Origin of the sequence: Francisella frigiditurris, from assembly GCF_001880225.1 — a bacterium.
In the GTDB taxonomy this organism is placed as follows: Bacteria; Pseudomonadota; Gammaproteobacteria; order Francisellales; family Francisellaceae; genus Francisella; species Francisella frigiditurris.
The window spans coordinates 60,353-78,444 of the sequence record NZ_CP009654.1 but is presented as its reverse complement, the minus strand read 5'-3'; the positions used below and the strand labels follow the sequence as shown (position 1 = coordinate 78,444).

The following is an 18,092-nucleotide window of genomic DNA, read 5'->3' as shown; positions in this document are numbered from 1 at the left end:
TCATATCTGGAGAGGTGTCCGAGTGGTTGAAGGAGCACGCCTGGAAAGCGTGTATAGCTTAACGGTTATCGAGAGTTCGAATCTCTTCCTCTCCGCCAGATTATATAAAAATCTAAAATAATATAACTTTTCTTTATAAGATAGATAAACAATTCTTATTTGACTCACTCTAAAGCCTAACTTATTATTCTTAATATAGGTTAGATATTAAATTTGACTTATAGAAGGTATAAAGATCTATTGTTAGATTTTGTATTTTATATTATTTTATAAAGAGGACTCTTTAATTATGCTTAAAAAAATTGTTACAGCCTTAGGCTTATCAGGTATATTGCTATCAGCAAGTAGTGTAATAGCAGATAGTAAAACTACCAATGGAGATAGCCTTTCTCCACAGAGTGTAGATTTATCACCATTACGTAATTTAAATGCTATAGATAGTCCTATGGGAGATAGTTATAGTTATCATGAAGCATTTAAAAAATTAGATGTTGAGCAGTTAAAGCAAGATATGAAAGATTTGCTAACTCAGTCGCAAGATTGGTGGCCTGCAGATTTTGGTAACTATGGTCCTTTCTTTATTAGACTATCTTGGCATGATGCTGGGACATATAGAATTTATGATGGAAGAGGTGGTGCAAATCGTGGTCAACAACGCTTCTCTCCATTAAACAGCTGGCCAGATAACGTAAACCTTGATAAAGCTAGACAGCTTCTATGGCCTATAAAGCAGAAGTATGGAAATGCAGTTTCATGGTCTGATTTAATAGTTTTAGCTGGTACGGTTTCATTGGAATCGATGGGTATGCAGCCAATCGGATTTGCTTTTGGTAGACAAGATGACTGGCAAGCAGATAATACTAATTGGGGTGTTAGTCCAGAAGAGCTATCAAGTAACGTAAAAGATGGTAAGCTTGAAAAGCCATTTTCTGCTACTCAGATGGGGTTAATATATGTCAATCCTGAAGGTCCAGATGGGAAGCCTGATAAAGCAGGTGCTGCAAGTGCGATACGCCAAGCTTTTGGTGGTATGGGTATGAATGATAGAGAAACTGTTGCTCTAATCGCTGGCGGACATACTTTTGGTAAAACTCATGGTGCAGTGCCAGCTAAAGATGTGAAAAAAGATATTGGTCCAGCACCAGATAAGTCTCCAATTGAGCAACAAGGTTTGGGTTGGCATAACAGCTATGGTACTGGTAATGGTGATGATACTATGGGTAGTGGTTTAGAAGGTTCTTGGACAACTATGCCAACTCAATGGAATCATGACTTCTTACATAACTTATATAATCTAAATTGGAAGAAAACTTTAAGCCCAGCAGGTGCTCATCAGTGGACTCCAACTGATGCTAAGAAAGATAATATGGTTCCTGATGCACACAAGGCTGATACTTATCATAAGCCAATTATGTTTACGACAGATTTGGCATTAAGAGAAGACCCTTCTTTTAATAAATATGCTGAAGAGTTTTATAAAAATCCAGCAGAGTTTAAGAAAGCTTTTGCCGAAGCATGGTTTAAGCTAACTCATAGAGATATGGGTCCTAAATCAAGATATATAGGTCCATGGATTCCTCAACAAAACTTTATATGGCAGGATCCTGTGCCTAAGGCTGACTATAAGCAAGTTTCTCAGCAAGATATACAGCAGCTTAAAGAAGATATCATAAACTCTGGACTAACTAATTCAGAGCTTGTGAAAACAGCGTGGGCATCAGCTTCAACATATCGTAAGACTGACTATAGAGGTGGTGCAAATGGTGCTAGGATTGCCTTAGCTCCTGAGAAAGATTGGGCAATGAATGAACCTGAGCATCTTGAAAAAGTACTTACTAAGTTAAAAGAAATACAAGCTAACTTTAATAATAGTAAGAAAGATGGTACAAAAGTATCGTTAGCAGACTTAATAGTCCTAGGTGGTAATGTAGGTGTTGAACAAGCTGCTAAAGAAGCTGGATATGAGGTCAAAGTTCCATTTGAGCCAGGTAGAACAGACGCTACTCAAGAGCAGACAGATATTGAATCATTCAATTATCTAAAAACTAAGTCTGATGGATTTACAAACTATACTGACGGTAGCGAAGGTTCTGACAAACTTCCTCAAGCATTAGTTGAGAAAGCAAGCATGCTTAATTTGAATATTCCAGAGATGACGGTGCTTGTTGGAGGTTTAAGAGTATTAGGCGCTAACTATGATAATTCTCAAGAGGGTGTATTTACATCAACTCCTGGCGAGCTTAATAATAGTTTCTTTGTTAACTTATTAGATTTCTCTAATGAGTGGAAGAAATCTGACAAAGTTGATGGAGAATATATTGCTTATGATAGAAAGTCAGGCGAGCAAAAATGGACTGCATCTTCTGTTGACTTAATATTTGGTTCTAATTCTGAACTTAAAGCAGTTGCTCAAGTATATGCTGAAAATGGTAATGAGCAGAAGTTTGTGAACGATTTTGCTAAAGCATGGCATAAAGTAATGATGCTAGGCAGATTTGATGTTCAAGAATAATTTCTTATTTCTTTCTTAAAGTTAGTAAACTAACAATTCCTAAAACTATCCATCCAATCATAAGAGTAGTTCCACCTATTGGAGCTAATCTAAGTAATTTGGGAATATCAAAAATTATTGAAAAATAGATGCTAAAACTAAATAGTAGCGTACCAATGATAAATAAAAATCCAGATAGCTTTAAAGTGATGCTATTAGCTAATTTTCCATCATTTAGTATAACTAATCCTATACCGCTGATAATTATCGCATAAAGCTGATTGTAGCGGATAGCTGTCATTATAAAATCAAAATGCTCAGGAGTAATGTTCATTTTTAAACCATGCTCAGCATAAGCTCCAAATGCAACTGAGATAAACCCTAGAATAGCTCCAAGTATTAATATCATAATTTTTCCACAAAATATAAATATTGAATTTAGGATAGTTTTACTTGGTTAGAAAAGCAATATTTAGAATAGTTTTATTTGGTGGTTTTAAAATTTAGCTATAAATACTAAATAATCCTTGTCATTTTTAGTAAGAAATATAAAATTGCTGAGTTGAGGACTATATAAAATTTAAATTGGTATAGTATGAGATGGATGCCAATATCTAGATATCAGAATAGATTCTTTTTAGACTGGAAGAAGCAACGTGATAATATGCATAATGTGTCTATAGTTTATAAACTAAAAGGTGACTTGAATAAAGTTGCTTTGAAGAGGGCATGTGAGCTATTTATTCAGAATAATGATATAGTTCATGCAAAGTTTTCAGTTGATGGAGAAAGCTGTAGTTACATTGATTTTAGTATAGATGATATTTACCAAGAAAGAGAATTTAATACTGACTCTCTTATGATTAAGCAGTTACGAGACCTTTTAGACATTACCTTTGATTTAACTGCTGGAAAATTACTCAGAATTTATTTGATTGATATACCAAATAAAAATGAATTCATTTTTGTGTTATCGAATGTCCACCATGTTATCTCAGATGGTGAGTATATGCTTCAAATAGTTAAGCAGGTTCAATTAGCATATAACGCTATTATTAGGGGAGAAGAGCCTAATATAAAAACGCAAAGTTTCTTTAAAGCTATAGAAAAAGAACAAGAACTGCTTACACAGAATTATATAGATGAGGCAAGGCAGTTTTGGTTATCTTTTATTGGTGATACACCAGTAAGTATTAATTTACCTTATAAAGATGCTCATGTAGATAAAAAAGATAGAACTGGCAGCTTTATATATTTTTTCTTAGATAGTGAAGAAAAGAAAAAGCTAAGGAAGATTGCAAAAAAGAACAATACAACTTTATTTGGAGTGTTGGCAGCTGTCTTTAGTGTAATAATTTATAGGTATAGTAAGCAGAAAAATTTCATGCTTAGTTTTCCAATTAATGTAAGACCTCCTGGGTTTGGTGAAGTAGTGGGGTGTTTTGCAACTAATAATTTATTTAAATTAGATTTTGATAAAATATCAGGTTTTAAAGATTTACTCTCTCAACTTACTGAGCAAAGGAAGATTATAAAGAAGCACTCAAGATATATGTATTTAGATCTTATTAATGATCAAATAAATTTAGGTAAAAAAGCAGAAAGTATGTTTAATGCTAATATAACTCAAACCTATTTAAATTCGGAAGGTTTAGCTTTAGATGGTGTTATAAATGAACAGTTAAATATTCCTTGGTCATCTAATGTTTCTAATGAAATGTCTCTTTATTATGATGATGATTCACCAAATAAAATAAAATTTAGATTCCAGTATAGAAAAGCTTTATTTGACAGTGAACTTATGGAGAAGCTAGTTAAAGACTATAGAGATATATTGGAGAATATTATTAGTTTTGGGGATCTTGATTATCCTCGAAAGGCATCTTAATCATTCCTAAAAGCTTTTGAGTTTGTACAATATTCCTATGCTCACTTAAGCCGATATCCATTGTTGTTTGATCATTAGCTGCATTAGCACGATATGTGGCAAGTAATCTATCCCATAGAGATAAATTAAATCCGAAATTTGAATTAGTCTCCTTTGGTATTACAGAATGATGTATACGGTGCATATCAGGGGTGATGATGAAGTAGCGTAAATATTTATCAATCATCAAAGGAAGTTTAATATTTGAATGATTAAACATTGAAGTGGCATTTAGGACAATTTCAAAAATTATGACAGATTCTACTGATGCACCTATAAAAATTATCACCATAAATTTGATTAACATTGATAATATTATCTCAATAGGATGAAAGCGCAATCCAGTTGTTACATCAAAGTCTAAGTCAGCATGATGTACTTTGTGTATTCGCCAAAATACTGGTAAATAATGGAATAAAACGTGTTGTAAATATATAGCAAGGTCGAGGACTAAAAAAGCTATTATTACCTTTAACCATTGAGGAATATCTAAAGCATTTAAAAGGCCTAAATTATTTTGGCTACACCATATAGCAATACCAATTGCAGCAGCTGGAAATAGTAAACGAATTATTATGGAATTTATAATTATTAGCGATATATTATTAACCCAGCGAATTTTTCTAGAAACTTGCTGTTTCCTTCTAGGTGCAATGATTTCCCAAACCATCATTATTAGAAAAATGCTGAGAAAGAAAAATAAACGTATGGTTAATTCATAAGGCATTTAAAAGTCCTTTTTCTTAAGCTTGCCTATCACAGTTGTTGCTAGCATTTTGAATAAATTATTCCAGCTCGGATTTATAGAGTAATTAGCCATGTATCCATAAAGCTTATCCATAGAAGTTTTATTTATATTTAATAAATGTCCAGGAGAAACAAACTTGTCATAGATGATAGATTTTTCTACATTTTCATAATTTAGTAAGTTACCAAAATTGCCATGACCAGAAACAACTTTGTCTTTATCTTCATTGCCTCCCCAAGTTAAGTAAGGATTGAAGAAGGTTAGTACAGACATAATATTTACGGTTACACTTCCATATTTCATATTTGTAATAGCTTTTTCTAGGATTTCTCTATTAGCTTTTTTTGTGGTTTCATCTATTAGAATACAGCTTGTTAAAGTCCCGTGTAGCTTGGTATTACAGAAATCTACAGCTTTAGGCAAAAACTCTTCTGCAGTTGCTGTAGTATTTAGAGAAATCTCATCCATTATTTGACAAAAAGCTTCTTTAGTTATACAAAAGTCATTCTCATTAACATTTGTGATTAACATAAAATCTGAGGATTTATAAGAATCATTTTCAGGTTTTATAATCTCTGCATTTGGATAGTTTTTATGGAAATCTTCTTTAACTTGGTCTGAGTTTGGATAATAAGTGCCTGTAGCAGGAGTGTCATTTTTTATAGCATCCCTAATAGCATTTAGGAACTCTTCACGTTGAGGCCAGTTTTTCGATGTGATAATAGTTTGTGGGCGACCACATATAGCACCACCATTTAGTTTTGCTATAGTTACTATTTGAAGAGCTTGATGTTTAATCTCTTTCTTTGTCCATAGACGATCTCCAGGTACTATAATACAAGGGTTATTTCCTCCGCATTCTGATATTAAAGGAGTATTTGTTGAATCCATAATCGCCTCAGCTGTTTTAGCTCCACCAGTAAAATAGATTTTTGATAATCTTTTATCTTGAGTTAAGGCTTGCCCATCATTTGGCTCACAAAAGCTGAGTGCTCCAATTTCTATGAGAGGTTCTAAAACTTTTATCCACACTTTGTCTGTTTCATAGTTTATAGGGTGGGGTTTGTGGATTACTGCAGCATTTTCTAGGAAGATAGCTTTTATAATTTCCAAAGATGAGCTATAGTTACCAGCTCCTAATATAGCTATAATTTCTGGAGATTTATTTAAAGGGTCAATTCGCTGTGGATTTCCTTTTACTCGGATATAGTCTTTTCTTCCAAAATAAATAATTTTATCTTTTATGCTTTTAGGGAAAACATGAATATCATATAAATTATCTTCAACTTCTTTAATATTTATAGGTTGTAATATTTTGCCTTTTATAAGTGATTTGTATAGATCTATACAAGAAGATACAGCTGTGGCAAAAGGAAAAACAGTAGCGCTTTTAGAGAATGAGTGACTATATAAATCTTCTCCTAATCTTGAGTTTTTCATATTAGAATCGCAATATGCTAATTCATCAGCATATTTAGCTAAATTTTTACGGATTTTATAAAGTAGATTAAGTCTTTCTTGAGCGTTTACTAAGCCCCATTTGTTGGCATCTAGTTGATCTATAGACTCTGTTGCTGCAAGGTGTTTCATCTTTTTATTCATAACATACCTCTAGATAAAATTACCTACTAAGACAATCAATTATATTGTTTGGCGTATCAAATGGTTTTACATTACTATATTGCCAATTAATTCCATTCCAAACTTGATCTATCGTTTTATCACGACCACAACCTGTTCTGTAATAACAATAACGTTTTGGATTTTTGTCATGATATTTTTGATGATATTTCTCAGCTTTATAAAAATGAGTACTTGGTAATATAGCTGTATAAACCTCTTTATCATTTTTTTTGAATTCGGCTTTTAAATTATTTGTTACTTCTTTAGCTATTTTTTCTTGCTCAGGATCTAGATAATAGATTGCTGATTGATATTGCTCACCTCTATCGCAAAATTGTCCTCCAGAGTCTGTTGGATTTATTCTACGGAAGAAATATTCAACAAGCTCTTTATAGCTTATCTTATTTGGATCATAAACTACTCGAACTGATTCTTTATAGTTTGTAGTGCCAGAGGAAACTAGCTTATAAGTTGGGCTTTTTGTTTCTCCACCATCATATCCAGATGCTACTCTAATGATTCCATTATGGCTAAGCTCTTTATGGTTTCTCATATAGTCAAAATCTGATTCTAAACACCAAAAACAACCACCAGCAAAAATAGCTTCTTTATATTGAGAGCTTTTTGCCCAAGAAAAATTAATAAAAAGTAAGAATATTAATAAGCTAATAACTTTTCTCATAAAGCTTCCTATTAGTAATTATAAAAAGAATTATATCAAACCTTAGCTATAGATGATCTAAGTAAAGTTTTAGTAATGTATAATAAATTTATCAAATAGAAGAGGAGCTTATAGATGAGAATCTTAATTAGTATGATAATTGTTTGTTTGAGTGTAGTAATTTCTTATGCTGAGAATAGTGAACCTTGGGAAAGCTTTGATAAATCTAAAAATATAAAAGAACTCAATAAAGATCAGTTTTATGTTACTCAGAAGGGTGGCACAGAAAGACCTTTTAAAAATGAATATTGGGACAATCATCAACAGGGTATATATGTAGATGTGGTTTCAGGTGAGCCACTATTTAGCTCTACTGATAAATATGAATCTGGAACTGGTTGGCCTAGCTTTACAAAACCGATCGATAGTAAATTCATTGTTGAAAATGAAGATAATAGTTGGTTCATGACAAGAACAGAAGTTCGATCTAAGTATGGTAACTCACATTTAGGGCATGTATTTGATGATGGTCCTGCACCTACTGGTGAAAGGTATTGTATGAACTCAGCAGCCTTAAGATTTATTCCTGTTAGCAAAATGAAAGAAGAGGGGTATGGAGACTATTTATATCTTTTTAAAAGTGAAGATAAACCTTCATGATAAGCTTAGAGAAATTTACTGAAAATGATATAAAAGACTTATTAAACTGGTTAGATGGTACAGATATTAGATTTTTATATCAGTTTGGAGGCATAAACTATAAATTTCCTCTAGATGAGGCGCAAATTAAACAAACTATGCAAAATAATAAAGTCTTATTATTTAAAGTTGTAAACTTTTTAGGAGAATCTGTAGGACATTGTCAAATAATTAGGCTTGATTTAGAGAATCGTACAGCTTCTATAGGTAGATTATTAATTTCTGATAAAGAAAGAAGTAAAGGCTTAGGGTTAGTCATGATTGAAAAGCTTTTAAGCTATGCTAAACAAGAATTAGGTTTGCAAGAGATTAGTCTAAAAGTTTTTGATTTTAATATATCAGCTATAAAGTGTTATGAAAAATTAGGATTTATAGCTTATGATAAAGAGACTTTAGATATCCCCAACTTAAATGAAAGGTGGGAGCTAATTCTAATGAAAAGAGAATTATAAATATACAAATCTTATAGAAAATAGATATATAAATTACTTACCACTACAAGCATCATCGCATTTGTTGCTTATGGGATTACATTTGTCTTGACATTGGTTCATGGCAATATAGTTATTGTCATTTTTATGAGCATTAAAACATATATCTCTACATGTATTGCGTTGCTCGTTACATTTTGATCTACATTGATTTTCTGCATCACTACGGTTATTAGCTGTTGATATAGATGTTGTTATTAATATTAATGCACTAATAAGTAATACTTTTTTTTTCATAAATTTCCCGTGAGGATATTAATTAATATATTTAAGTATATCTTGATGATAGATAGTTAAATAGGAATTATTTGATATATTTGATTGCCTATAATATTTTCAACTATAGACAATGTTTATTGAAAAAAAGATTTCTTAAAAAATTAAGTTTAGTTAAGAATATAGATTTAGACTTATTAATTAATCTTCGATAACTATATCAGGGAAGTGGTGTTTTACACACTTAGTATAGTCACCTGGAGTAAATGCTGAATATGGAGTTTGGTAGCCTACTAGTTGACAAGCATAAGGTTTTCCATCTGGATTACCATTTACCCAGCCAAAATCTTTTTCCCAATATATTTTAGTAGCACCTGCACCTTGATCATCAAATTGTTTCATAAATTTACAACCTAATACTTCGTCATTAGGGATTGGCACATTAAGGTAATTAGCGAAGTTTTCATAGTAGTTGATACGGTTCATAGATTGAGCAACTTCTACGCTACCTCCACACTCTACACCACCATTGATGATTTGTGTAGTAACACCAAAGCCAGGAGTTAATAAGTTTTGCTTATCACGAGCATTTGGCTGCCATGTACCATCGATTACATGTAGCATAGATGGCTTAGGTGGCTGAGGATATACGAAGAAGAATACCGCTGAAGCTAAGTTTAACCATGTATCCGCTACTAATTCAGGTTGATCTAATAATGTTCTTACTGTACCGAACATAGCTTGTGAGAATGGACCATAGTTATAGTTATAACTTAACTGTTTTGCACCTCTACCGAAATATGATTTGAATTGACCTTTGTAAGGACCACTTTCAAATTTACCACATGGCCAAGTCTGTCCTTGCCATACGTCAGGATTACACTCACCATTGTATCCACCAGGTTGACCTTCAGACCATCCCATTTCACGAATGTGAACTAGACCTTGGCGCCATTCTGGAACATCCCAATGAGAAGTATGTCCGCCAGTTTCTTGAGTAAAGTGAGCAAACATAGTTGCTAGAGATTTACGACAAATAGCATCTGAGTCTCTACCATCAGTATAAGTACCACAGAAAGCAGGAAACTTAGCAACTGCTTTTAAGAACTTGTCATAAGTATATTCTAGAGCACGTTTAGGGAACATATAGTCCCAAGCTTGATTTGAAATAATTCCTTCTACACGTTTAACGTTTTCAGGATTACTTGCTAAACCAGGTTTAACTGCTTCAACTACAGCATTATCTCTAGTTTCAATAGATTCTTTAACTTTGCTCATTACAGGACTATTAGTTAACTCAGCTTCTTTAGCATCTAAAGCAGCTTGAGTAGTAACATATTTACCATCTGTATTTTCTTCTGGATTAGTAGGTTCTTCTGGATTAGTAGGATCTGTAGGTTCAGTTGGAGTGCTTCCATCATGTAAATCCCACGCAGAATCCCAAGCTGTTCCTGTTCCAGGAGCATAAGCCCATGCAGCACTAGCACACCAAGCAGCTACACCAGATTTACATACATAAAGTTTTCCATCATTTGCAACTATGTCACCACTCTTATAAGCAGTCCCTTCAACATACTGAGGATAATCACCCGTCGGAGCTGGAGTCGGAGCTGGAGTCGGAGCTGGAGTCGGAGCTGGAGAGCTGCCGCTAATACCAAAGCTTTGAACGCTAAATTCTGGATTACTAGGAGAGAAAGAGATAGTAGCTGATGTTCCAGCAGGTAATACGTATCCTTCTCCTTCAGGCCACCATTTTTCTACTGTAATAGTAGCGTTGCTACCATTTTTAGTCATAGTGCTTTTTCCAGGTAAGCCCCATATGCTTCCAACTTGGGCACCGTTAGATAATGTAAAATTAACAGGATTCTTTAGAAGGTCTGTATTTTTATCACATTTAAATGTGATGCTTCCAGTCCAGCCTTTTTTAAAATCTGTCATATTACAATTAGCAAAAGCAGCAGAACCCATTAGTGCTAATGTTGCTGCTGAAATTAACTTCACTTTCATGTTCATATTCTCAATCCTTAATAACTTTTTAAAAATATTTATGAATATATTAATATTAAATTAATATTTGGATTCTATAACATACATACTCAATAATCTATATATTTATACAGCAAAATTGTTTATTTATGATATGGATGACCTTCCAAAATTGTATATGCTCTATATAGTTGTTCAGCTATGATTATTCTTACAATAGGATGAGGGAAAGTCATTTTAGAAATAGAAATTTTTTCTTTAGCTATTTGCTTAATGCTATCATCAATTCCATCAGGCCCACCTATTAGGATTACAACATTTGGATTGTTAAGTTTCCAGTTTTCCATTTTTTGAGCTAATTCTTCAGTAGAAATAATTTTAGAAGTTACATCTAATATAACTAAGTGATCATTATCATTTAATTTATTCAATATAGTTTTAGCTTCTTGCGCTAGCCATAGAGATGTATTACTTGTTTTAGTACGTTTTGCTATTGGTAATTCTATAAGTTCTATTGGGATAGATTTACTTAATCTTTTTTTATATTCATCAAATCCATCACAAACCCATTTTGGTGGTTTCTCACCTAAAGATAATATTTTTATTTTCATAATTATCTAGTAAAGCAGAAATAATTATCTTTTGAAAAATCTTTATTGAAAGAATAACCTTCGACATTAAACTTCTTAATATCTTGGATATCGTCTATTTGATTCTCCATAATATATCTAGCCATTAATCCTCGAGCTTTTTTTGCAAAAATCCCTATAGTTTTAAAAGAGCCATTCTTGTTTTCTTTAAAATCAATATCTAACCAGTTAGCTTTTAGTTTTTTCGGGTTAATCGCTTGAGAATATTCTTTAGAAGCTAGATTTATTAAGGTTTTATTTTTTTGTTTTGAGAAGAAGTCATTTAGCTGATTTGTAACTTTATCTTGCCAATATTTGTGGAGGATTTTATCATCTACTTTAATTTTTGTTCCCATCTCTAGCCTATATGCTTGCATTAGATCAAGAGGGCGGAGAACACCATATAACCCAGAAATCATTAATAAGTGATCTTGAGCATACTCAATAGTTTTTTTATCTAGACTTTCAGCATCTAGACCCTTGTAAACATCGCCACTAAAAGTAAATATAGCTGCTTTAGAGTTTTTTGTATTAAAATCATCATAATTTAATTTATTATGCTTTTCAAAAACTTCATTAGCTAAGTTCTCACTAATCTTCATTAACTTTTCAATTTCATCTACTTCATAGTGCCTTAGTATATTTATAAGACCTTTTATTTCAGACTTAAATATTGGTTGAGTAAATTTATAGTTTTCTGAAATAGAGTCAAAGTTTTGACTTTTTGCAGGGGATATTATAGTTATCATTTTGTCGTTATTTTTATTTATATTGCTTAATATAAAATAATAACAAGTTGTTTAAAATAATGGAAACTTTTACGGGAAAGTTGGCTTGTAATTTAGCTATATGTTTAGTAGTATATAGCTTGCTGACTTGGTCCTCCCGCAATGATAGATTGTGAACCCCGCCAGGTCCGGAAGGAAGCAACGGTAGCCGTTGATTCGTGTGCCGGGATGTGGCTGAGCCAGCACTTAATTTTTTATTTCTAACTTCTGCCTAATACTCTTCTTATCCCAAAATCAGTATCGCTAGAAGTTGTAATCATTTTATTATCAGCAGTACTCCCTCTTACACTTATTGTTACAGGGCCTGGATTTGGTCTATTTATCATCCATGTTTTATTCTGGAAGTGAGCAGGAGTTGGTATACCATTAACTATAAAAATAGGATGATCATCAGGTCCTAATGAAGGATCTAGCACTATTGCAAGTTTCTCATTATGTACAAAAATATTTGAACCTTTTGTAGGAGAAAGGATTTTTACTCTTAAAATGTTATTTTGAGACTTATTAGAGTTTTGGTTAGTCATTTGCTCATTTGTTGGAGAATTATTTCTAATAGTTGATAGTTGTTCTTCAGCAAGAGACTGCGCACCAAGTCTATTTGTTGGGTTTACGCCAACACGTTCATATTCTTCTTCAAAGATAGGTGCAGTTTGAGAAAAAACGACATTGCCATTTCCAGAGCGCCATGTGTATATATTATTGGCAAAAAGAAAAAAAGGAGCTATAGAAAGGTTAATAAAACAAAAGGCTTTAATAAAGTTTCTCATAGAGTTAACGTAAAATATTTATTATTGCTTTTATTATATAACTTTAGCAGGCATATATAAATTTTATTTGCTCTGGCACACCTAGAGGGACTCGAACCCCCGCATCCGCCTCCGGAGGGCGACGCTCTATCCAGTTAAGCTATAGGTGCTTTATGTACTCTATAAGAATAATAAAATATCAGTAAAAAATCATTATCTAATAAGCCTAATATTTTGCCGTAAATTTTATTTGCCAAATTTTGACAAATAAAATTTGTCAAGTATGATACAAGAGAGAGTTATAAAAATAAGGAGATAATGATGAATAAACATATAGCCGAAGGAAAATGGGAACAATTTAAGGCAACCATTAAAAAGAAATATGCAAAGCTTACGGATGATGAGTTATTAGAGGTTAAGGCAAACTCACAGAAGCTAGCAGGATATCTACAAGCTAAATATGGTTTAGCAAAAGATGAAGCTGAAAAAGAAGCTAAAGATTTTAAAGAGAAATTTCAATAATAAATAACAAAGAGGATTAATTATCATGAATAAAAAAACATTAACAATAGTTGGTATAGTAGTAGCAGTTTTAGTTGTTGGATTTGTGTTATATAGTTCTTCTGGAGAGGTTAGAGATAGTGTAAATGATGCAAGTCAGACAGTAAAAGAAAAAGTTTCTGATGCTGGAGACTATATTAGTGATAAAGCTTCAGATGCTAAAGATGCACTAGATACTAGAGGACCCGCAGAGAAAGCTGGTGATACAATAGATGATGCTGCATCAAATGCTGCAGATACATTAGACACTAGAGGACCTGCTCAAAAAGTAGGTGATAAATTAGATCAAGCATCAAATAATGTTCAACAACAAGTAGCTTAACAAATCTTTCAAGTTTTTCTTTTATTCTTCTTTTCTGAAAATAATTAAATAACTCATATTCTTTGAACAATTAGTTTTTAGAGTAGTAATTAATATTATAAGAATAAGGAATTAGATGAGTTTTTAAGGAAATTAAAGTTTCTATAATATAAATTTTATTTAACTATTCCACAGGCAAGTCTAGCACCACCTCCGCCAAGTTTTTCAGGAGAGTCGGAGTAGTTATCTCCACCAGCATGTATCATTAAAGAATGATTATGCAGGTCATTTATAGTAATTCTAGGAGCTAATACAGGGCTTGTAACATTTCCATTATTATCTGCATATAGTACAGGTAGATCTCCTAAGTGTCCATTTGCATATGGTCCTTCATGCTTTCCAGTACTATCAGGATCATAATGTCCACCAGCATTCATGCCCTTGTTTCCACAATCAGAGTTAACATGTAAATGAAAACCATGATAACCCGTAGGAACATTATGTAAATTAGGTATAAATATAACACCATACTTTGAAGGCTCTATTTCAATATATCCAATAGAGTCATTAGTCTCAGTATTATAAATTTCTACTTTATTTACTGAGCCTTTATTAGCAAAAGCATTAGCAGATAAAATTATTAATAATAGAGCAAAAGTGTATTTACGCATAGAATAATACCTTTGATAAAGTTTTATATGATTTGATTATACTGTATTTTTTATACAAGTTCTAAAAGCTAGAAGTCAGCATTCTGTAATTCAGAAGCAACCCATGGGACTTGGTATTGAGCATTCCCAGTTAAATTATTTTCTTTTGCACTGTTGACTCTCTCTTGCTCCATATGAGCAGCCCATATATAGTCTAGACCATCTTTTATGGGAATGCCACCCTCTGGTCTGCCAGAAGGGGTTTGTTGCTGAAATATGAAATCAGCTCTATAAATATCATAATTTTCTAATCTTTCTAACATAGATATGAAGGCTGCTCTTGGTATAAAGTCGGCATTTGAGTGAAATAGATAATAAATTATATAATTTATAGCAGAATACTTACTTTTATCGTATGGTTGACTAGTTCCATTATAGATTTTGCTTATACTGAAAATACTATCGTCTTCAGCAATATTTGCTGAGTATAAGGCATCTAGAGAAGAGTTTACACAGTCATTTGTTAAGCCGCCATCATCATTATATTCGCGCATATAAGATAAAGATTTTTGAATTTCCTCACTTGCTTTTTTTAGTTTTTCTTCATCTACATTGTATATGATAATAGTATATATTGGTCTGTAGTTGCTTTGTCCTGTAGATAATCCACCATAATAATCTTGATATGTAAGGCTCCCAGGAATAATCCCTTTCCCATTATTTTTAGTATAAAAGTTAAATATTTTAAGATCTTTTATTTTATTATTATCAATAACTCCTGTTCCTATAGCAAAATGACCACCAACACCATTAAAGTCGTCGCCACTCCTACCAGCTAAAGAAATTACTAAAACATGGTCTCCAGTTTTTATCTGTTGCTTATTAAGTATAGTTGTTTTAAATGAGTTTATTTGTTGGGTTATTTGGTTTTTAGGAAGCTCTTCTAATATAAAGTTAAAAGGATCATCTTTAAGACTATCTTTATATTTTGGATCAATAGGAAATTTAGTATTTATGTCATCATATAGACCTTTTTGGACTATTGCAGTAATTTCAAATATTTTATTTTTATAAATGCCAATTACATTCACATTTTTATTAATATAAAAATTGATGGATTTTTCATCAAAATGGTTGCCTCTAAAATTAATAGCCTTAGCAAATTTAACGAGCTGTTTAGTTTTGCCATTATCTAAGAAAAGTTTTTGTCCATCTTTTATGAGTTTTCCACTTGTTTCAATATTTCCGCTAATAATAATAGGAGTTTCACTTACTTCTATTATGCGTTTATCTTCATCTTTAATGTAAGAGTCTAATTTTACGTAAGTACCAAAAGGAATGAGAGTTTGAATTTCACTAATAACTATATCGGAAGAGGTTGTTTGATAAGTATTTTCTCCTTCTGTAAAGAATATCTTTCCATTATTTTCACTGAGTTTACCAATTAAAGAAAAAGAAGAATTACTAATTAGCAATAAGGTACATGAAAATAAGAGTTTAATTTTTGAAGTCATCTATAGTCTTGATTTTTTATTTCTATAAGTCAAAGATGATTAAGAAGTATACTAAAATATAGATTAATAAGCATCTGATTAGCGTAAATAGAAAAAGTTTTATGAAGCTATTTTACTAAAATACTAATATCTAATGAAATAATATATTTTTTTACTTAGAATGGGTTTTATAGCTGTTGATAGTTTAGTAAGTTTTATGCCAAGTTACAGTAATATACAACAAGGAAGAGGAAGAACATGCACAGTAATAGCATTAATACATGCATATTTATATTTGACTAATCAGACGAATATTACTGATTTTGATAATGATGATATTATCAGAAGATATTTGAAAATATTTCATTCTTTTGGCTTAAGGTTAACAGATCTTTACGAAGATACTAAGCCACTAAGAAATATTTTTGATGTTATTGAAAATTTTACTTCCAAAAAAAATTTTAAGATAGCTATATATCCAAATGATCAAGCAATGTTACTTCGTACAATAGATGGAGTAGTGATCAAGAATTTTCATAGTAATAGTAAGAAGATAGATATCTATGGTAATAGCCTTTTTGAAAAAGGTATTCCTATGATTATAAATTTAAAATCTAGTGGTACTACATTCCAGCATAGGGAACATTGCGTATTTTTTGATGGTGAACATATACATACATGGGGGCAGTATAGAACTCCCAAAGAATTCTTTGAAGAAAAGTCTTTATATACAGAATATACAACATGCATGAAAATATATATGCCATCAGAAGTAGCTTATGAAAAAGTATATAATAGTGAAATATTAGCACTTAGCGAGTATGAAGAGCTTTATAAGGAAAATAAATCTCAAAGCTTTCGTCCATCTTTAAGTGCACCTAAATATTCTAAATATTCTTTTATTCAGATGAGACAAAATAAGTTAGATAGTAGTATAGATGAGTCATTCAATAAAGCATCAAATAACTATAATTATTTACTGGCAAATAAAAAGTCTACACATAGTCAGTATAAGTATGTTAATAATAGCCAAATTGAAGTAGAAGAAAAGCGTAAAGAAATAAGTAGAGCGAAAGAGAGTCTAAGTCGAGAAGTAAGCCGAGCAAAAGAAAAATTAAGGATAAGAGATCATCACAATAGAGAATATAAAAAAGAGATAGAAGATGAGACTTTCTCTGCACAGCATATTAGAGAAATGTTAGATAAAGTAAAAAGTAGTGGAAAACAACATAGAAAATTGTATCGTATTAATAAATAGTCAGATTTACATAGAAAAGTTTTCTTTATCTATGCTTAAAACTTCTGAGTTTGTATGAGCATCAATATTAAATTGTTTATCAAATTTTTCAGGTGTCATTAAGATAAGCTTTTCTGCAGGCTCAATATGACCACCCAAATGATAGGATAAACCACAATTTGAGAAAGATACATGAGGACCTTTTTCAAACATTATTATTTCAGTGTATTCATCTAATCTTCTAAGTCTTACTGCAGTTGTAGCACCTCCAACGATACCTCTTATAATTAAGTATTTTTTTGACATGGTAGTTTCATACTTACTTTGAATTCTTATTATATGGTAGGTACATAAGTACTTTTGCCAAAGCACAAGTCCCTGTTACACCAGCAAATAATAAACCAGCTCCAAAAAAAGCACTTAAAATTATAAAGTGATGGTGAACTGTGTAGGATAGGATAACTCCTAGAATTATAATCGATCCTACGATAATCTGTACTTGTCTCATTATAGGCAGAGGAGCCTTTTCATTCTTTTTTGTTTTTAGTCCCTCCCTTTTCCAAGCATTTAATCCACCTTCTAAGATTAGTACTTCTTTAGCATGCATTCTTTTGAATTTTGCAGAACAGTTTTGAGTTCTTACTCCAGACATACAGCTAAAAACTAAAATATCATCATTTGTATAACAAAACTCATCATCAACATGTTCAGCAGGGATATTTTGAGCACCTTCAATATGTTCTCTTTTAAATTCATCTTCACTACGGATATCAATAATTCTTATTTTTTCATTTTGTAGTCTTTTATTTAGTGCAGTTGCAGATATTGTTTCAATCATTTTATTC

18 protein-coding genes, 2 tRNA genes, 1 other RNA gene and 1 pseudogene are annotated in these 18,092 nt (G+C 31.8%); 9 read left to right on the top strand and 13 right to left on the bottom strand.

Going from position 1 to position 18,092, the window contains the following annotated elements:
* Positions 1–8: 8 nt before the first annotated feature.
* Together KX01_RS00425 and katG are read left to right on the top strand one after the other, a co-directional pair.
* Positions 9–98: transfer RNA gene (locus tag KX01_RS00425), tRNA-Ser, on the top strand.
* Between the two features lie 191 nt (positions 99–289).
* A complete protein-coding gene (katG, locus tag KX01_RS00420; protein ID WP_071663118.1) occupies positions 290–2,512 on the top strand; it encodes a catalase/peroxidase HPI in 2,223 nt (740 codons plus the stop codon).
* A 4-nt stretch (positions 2,513–2,516) separates the two neighbouring features.
* On the opposite strand, the gene KX01_RS00415 is transcribed toward katG, so the two are convergent.
* A complete protein-coding gene (locus KX01_RS00415) occupies positions 2,517–2,900 on the bottom strand; it encodes a DUF423 domain-containing protein (protein WP_071663117.1) in 384 nt (127 codons plus the stop codon).
* A gap of 186 nt (positions 2,901–3,086) precedes the next feature.
* Between KX01_RS00415 and KX01_RS00410 the strand changes: the two genes are divergently transcribed.
* Positions 3,087–4,379 (top strand): condensation domain-containing protein, encoded by a 1,293-nt coding sequence (locus tag KX01_RS00410; protein WP_071663116.1) that lies wholly within the window; start codon positions 3,087–3,089, stop codon positions 4,377–4,379.
* Here the strand turns inward: KX01_RS00410 and KX01_RS00405 are convergent.
* From KX01_RS00405 to msrA, 3 genes are read right to left on the bottom strand one after another with little or no spacing between them, the layout of a single operon-like run.
* Complete coding sequence (locus KX01_RS00405) at positions 4,339–5,145, bottom strand: sterol desaturase family protein (RefSeq protein WP_071663115.1); 807 nt, start codon at positions 5,143–5,145, stop codon at positions 4,339–4,341. The genes KX01_RS00410 and KX01_RS00405 overlap by 41 nt on opposite strands.
* Entirely contained in the window at positions 5,146–6,768 is a 1,623-nt protein-coding gene (locus tag KX01_RS00400) for an aldehyde dehydrogenase family protein (RefSeq protein WP_071663114.1), read from the bottom strand.
* 19 nt (positions 6,769–6,787) lie between these two features.
* The gene (msrA, locus tag KX01_RS00395) at positions 6,788–7,471 is read right to left on the bottom strand and encodes a peptide-methionine (S)-S-oxide reductase MsrA (RefSeq protein ID WP_071663113.1); all 684 of its coding nucleotides are present in this window, start codon (positions 7,469–7,471) and stop codon (positions 6,788–6,790) included.
* Positions 7,472–7,603: 132 nt separating this feature from the next.
* Between msrA and msrB the strand changes: the two genes are divergently transcribed.
* Entirely contained in the window at positions 7,604–8,110 is a 507-nt protein-coding gene (gene msrB, locus KX01_RS00390) for a peptide-methionine (R)-S-oxide reductase MsrB (protein WP_408606608.1), read from the top strand.
* A complete protein-coding gene (locus KX01_RS00385) occupies positions 8,107–8,601 on the top strand; it encodes a GNAT family N-acetyltransferase (protein ID WP_071663111.1) in 495 nt (164 codons plus the stop codon). Before msrB ends, KX01_RS00385 begins: the two co-directional genes overlap by 4 nt.
* Before the next feature lie 456 nt (positions 8,602–9,057).
* On the opposite strand, the gene KX01_RS00380 is transcribed toward KX01_RS00385, so the two are convergent.
* The 3 genes from KX01_RS00380 to yaaA form a co-directional block, all read right to left on the bottom strand.
* The gene (locus KX01_RS00380) at positions 9,058–10,869 is read right to left on the bottom strand and encodes a glycoside hydrolase family 19 protein (protein ID WP_083578869.1); all 1,812 of its coding nucleotides are present in this window, start codon (positions 10,867–10,869) and stop codon (positions 9,058–9,060) included.
* 116 nt (positions 10,870–10,985) lie between these two features.
* Complete coding sequence (rlmH, locus tag KX01_RS00375; protein WP_071663110.1) at positions 10,986–11,453, bottom strand: 23S rRNA (pseudouridine(1915)-N(3))-methyltransferase RlmH; 468 nt, start codon at positions 11,451–11,453, stop codon at positions 10,986–10,988.
* 2 nt (positions 11,454–11,455) lie between these two features.
* Positions 11,456–12,220, bottom strand: coding sequence for a peroxide stress protein YaaA (yaaA, locus tag KX01_RS00370; RefSeq protein ID WP_071663109.1), 765 nt, complete (start codon positions 12,218–12,220; stop codon positions 11,456–11,458).
* A gap of 125 nt (positions 12,221–12,345) precedes the next feature.
* Here yaaA and ffs point away from each other — a divergent pair.
* An RNA gene (gene ffs, locus KX01_RS00365) (signal recognition particle sRNA small type) lies at positions 12,346–12,442 on the top strand.
* Between the two features lie 17 nt (positions 12,443–12,459).
* Here ffs and KX01_RS00360 read toward each other — a convergent pair.
* Both KX01_RS00360 and KX01_RS00355 read right to left on the bottom strand, forming a co-directional pair.
* Positions 12,460–13,026, bottom strand: a complete 567-nt coding sequence (locus KX01_RS00360) for a DUF4124 domain-containing protein (RefSeq protein ID WP_071663108.1) — start codon at positions 13,024–13,026, stop codon at positions 12,460–12,462.
* Between the two features lie 73 nt (positions 13,027–13,099).
* Positions 13,100–13,175 (bottom strand) — tRNA-Arg (locus KX01_RS00355).
* Between the two features lie 151 nt (positions 13,176–13,326).
* On the opposite strand from KX01_RS00355, the gene KX01_RS00350 reads away from it, so the two are divergent.
* Both KX01_RS00350 and KX01_RS00345 read left to right on the top strand, forming a co-directional pair.
* Positions 13,327–13,527 carry a CsbD family protein gene (locus KX01_RS00350; protein WP_071663107.1) on the top strand — a complete coding sequence of 67 codons (201 nt, stop codon included), beginning with the start codon at positions 13,327–13,329 and terminating at the stop codon, positions 13,525–13,527.
* A 25-nt stretch (positions 13,528–13,552) separates the two neighbouring features.
* Entirely contained in the window at positions 13,553–13,888 is a 336-nt protein-coding gene (locus KX01_RS00345) for a hypothetical protein (RefSeq protein ID WP_071663106.1), read from the top strand.
* 155 nt (positions 13,889–14,043) lie between these two features.
* Here KX01_RS00345 and KX01_RS00340 read toward each other — a convergent pair whose 3' ends face one another.
* Together KX01_RS00340 and KX01_RS00335 are read right to left on the bottom strand one after the other, a co-directional pair.
* A complete protein-coding gene (locus KX01_RS00340; RefSeq protein WP_071663105.1) occupies positions 14,044–14,538 on the bottom strand; it encodes a superoxide dismutase family protein in 495 nt (164 codons plus the stop codon).
* A gap of 68 nt (positions 14,539–14,606) precedes the next feature.
* Positions 14,607–16,031 (bottom strand): hypothetical protein, encoded by a 1,425-nt coding sequence (locus KX01_RS00335; RefSeq protein ID WP_071663104.1) that lies wholly within the window; start codon positions 16,029–16,031, stop codon positions 14,607–14,609.
* A gap of 196 nt (positions 16,032–16,227) precedes the next feature.
* On the opposite strand from KX01_RS00335, the gene KX01_RS00330 reads away from it, so the two are divergent.
* Positions 16,228–17,268, top strand: coding sequence for a hypothetical protein (locus KX01_RS00330; protein WP_156860345.1), 1,041 nt, complete (start codon positions 16,228–16,230; stop codon positions 17,266–17,268).
* 18 nt (positions 17,269–17,286) lie between these two features.
* Here the strand turns inward: KX01_RS00330 and KX01_RS00325 are convergent.
* Positions 17,287–17,553, bottom strand: a pseudogene (locus tag KX01_RS00325) (NAD(P)/FAD-dependent oxidoreductase); the annotation flags it as partial.
* A 13-nt stretch (positions 17,554–17,566) separates the two neighbouring features.
* Complete coding sequence (locus KX01_RS00320) at positions 17,567–18,085, bottom strand: rhodanese-like domain-containing protein (RefSeq protein ID WP_083578868.1); 519 nt, start codon at positions 18,083–18,085, stop codon at positions 17,567–17,569.
* Positions 18,086–18,092 lie beyond the last annotated feature (7 nt).

Excerpts from the sequence above, each read along its gene's own strand:
- katG (WP_071663118.1), top strand. The coding sequence starts at position 290 with ATGCTTAAAAAAATTGTTACAGCCTTAGGCTTATCAGGTATATTGCTA.
- KX01_RS00415 (WP_071663117.1), bottom strand. The coding sequence starts at position 2,900 with ATGATATTAATACTTGGAGCTATTCTAGGGTTTATCTCAGTTGCATTT.
- KX01_RS00410 (WP_071663116.1), top strand. The coding sequence starts at position 3,087 with ATGAGATGGATGCCAATATCTAGATATCAGAATAGATTCTTTTTAGAC.
- KX01_RS00405 (WP_071663115.1), bottom strand. The coding sequence starts at position 5,145 with ATGCCTTATGAATTAACCATACGTTTATTTTTCTTTCTCAGCATTTTT.
- KX01_RS00400 (WP_071663114.1), bottom strand. The coding sequence starts at position 6,768 with ATGAATAAAAAGATGAAACACCTTGCAGCAACAGAGTCTATAGATCAA.
- msrA (WP_071663113.1), bottom strand. The coding sequence starts at position 7,471 with ATGAGAAAAGTTATTAGCTTATTAATATTCTTACTTTTTATTAATTTT.
- msrB (WP_408606608.1), top strand. The coding sequence starts at position 7,604 with ATGATAATTGTTTGTTTGAGTGTAGTAATTTCTTATGCTGAGAATAGT.
- KX01_RS00385 (WP_071663111.1), top strand. The coding sequence starts at position 8,107 with ATGATAAGCTTAGAGAAATTTACTGAAAATGATATAAAAGACTTATTA.
- KX01_RS00380 (WP_083578869.1), bottom strand. The coding sequence starts at position 10,869 with ATGAACATGAAAGTGAAGTTAATTTCAGCAGCAACATTAGCACTAATG.
- rlmH (WP_071663110.1), bottom strand. The coding sequence starts at position 11,453 with ATGAAAATAAAAATATTATCTTTAGGTGAGAAACCACCAAAATGGGTT.
- yaaA (WP_071663109.1), bottom strand. The coding sequence starts at position 12,220 with ATGATAACTATAATATCCCCTGCAAAAAGTCAAAACTTTGACTCTATT.
- KX01_RS00360 (WP_071663108.1), bottom strand. The coding sequence starts at position 13,026 with ATGAGAAACTTTATTAAAGCCTTTTGTTTTATTAACCTTTCTATAGCT.
- KX01_RS00350 (WP_071663107.1), top strand. The coding sequence starts at position 13,327 with ATGAATAAACATATAGCCGAAGGAAAATGGGAACAATTTAAGGCAACC.
- KX01_RS00345 (WP_071663106.1), top strand. The coding sequence starts at position 13,553 with ATGAATAAAAAAACATTAACAATAGTTGGTATAGTAGTAGCAGTTTTA.
- KX01_RS00340 (WP_071663105.1), bottom strand. The coding sequence starts at position 14,538 with ATGCGTAAATACACTTTTGCTCTATTATTAATAATTTTATCTGCTAAT.
- KX01_RS00335 (WP_071663104.1), bottom strand. The coding sequence starts at position 16,031 with ATGACTTCAAAAATTAAACTCTTATTTTCATGTACCTTATTGCTAATT.
- KX01_RS00330 (WP_156860345.1), top strand. The coding sequence starts at position 16,228 with ATGCCAAGTTACAGTAATATACAACAAGGAAGAGGAAGAACATGCACA.
- KX01_RS00320 (WP_083578868.1), bottom strand. The coding sequence starts at position 18,085 with ATGATTGAAACAATATCTGCAACTGCACTAAATAAAAGACTACAAAAT.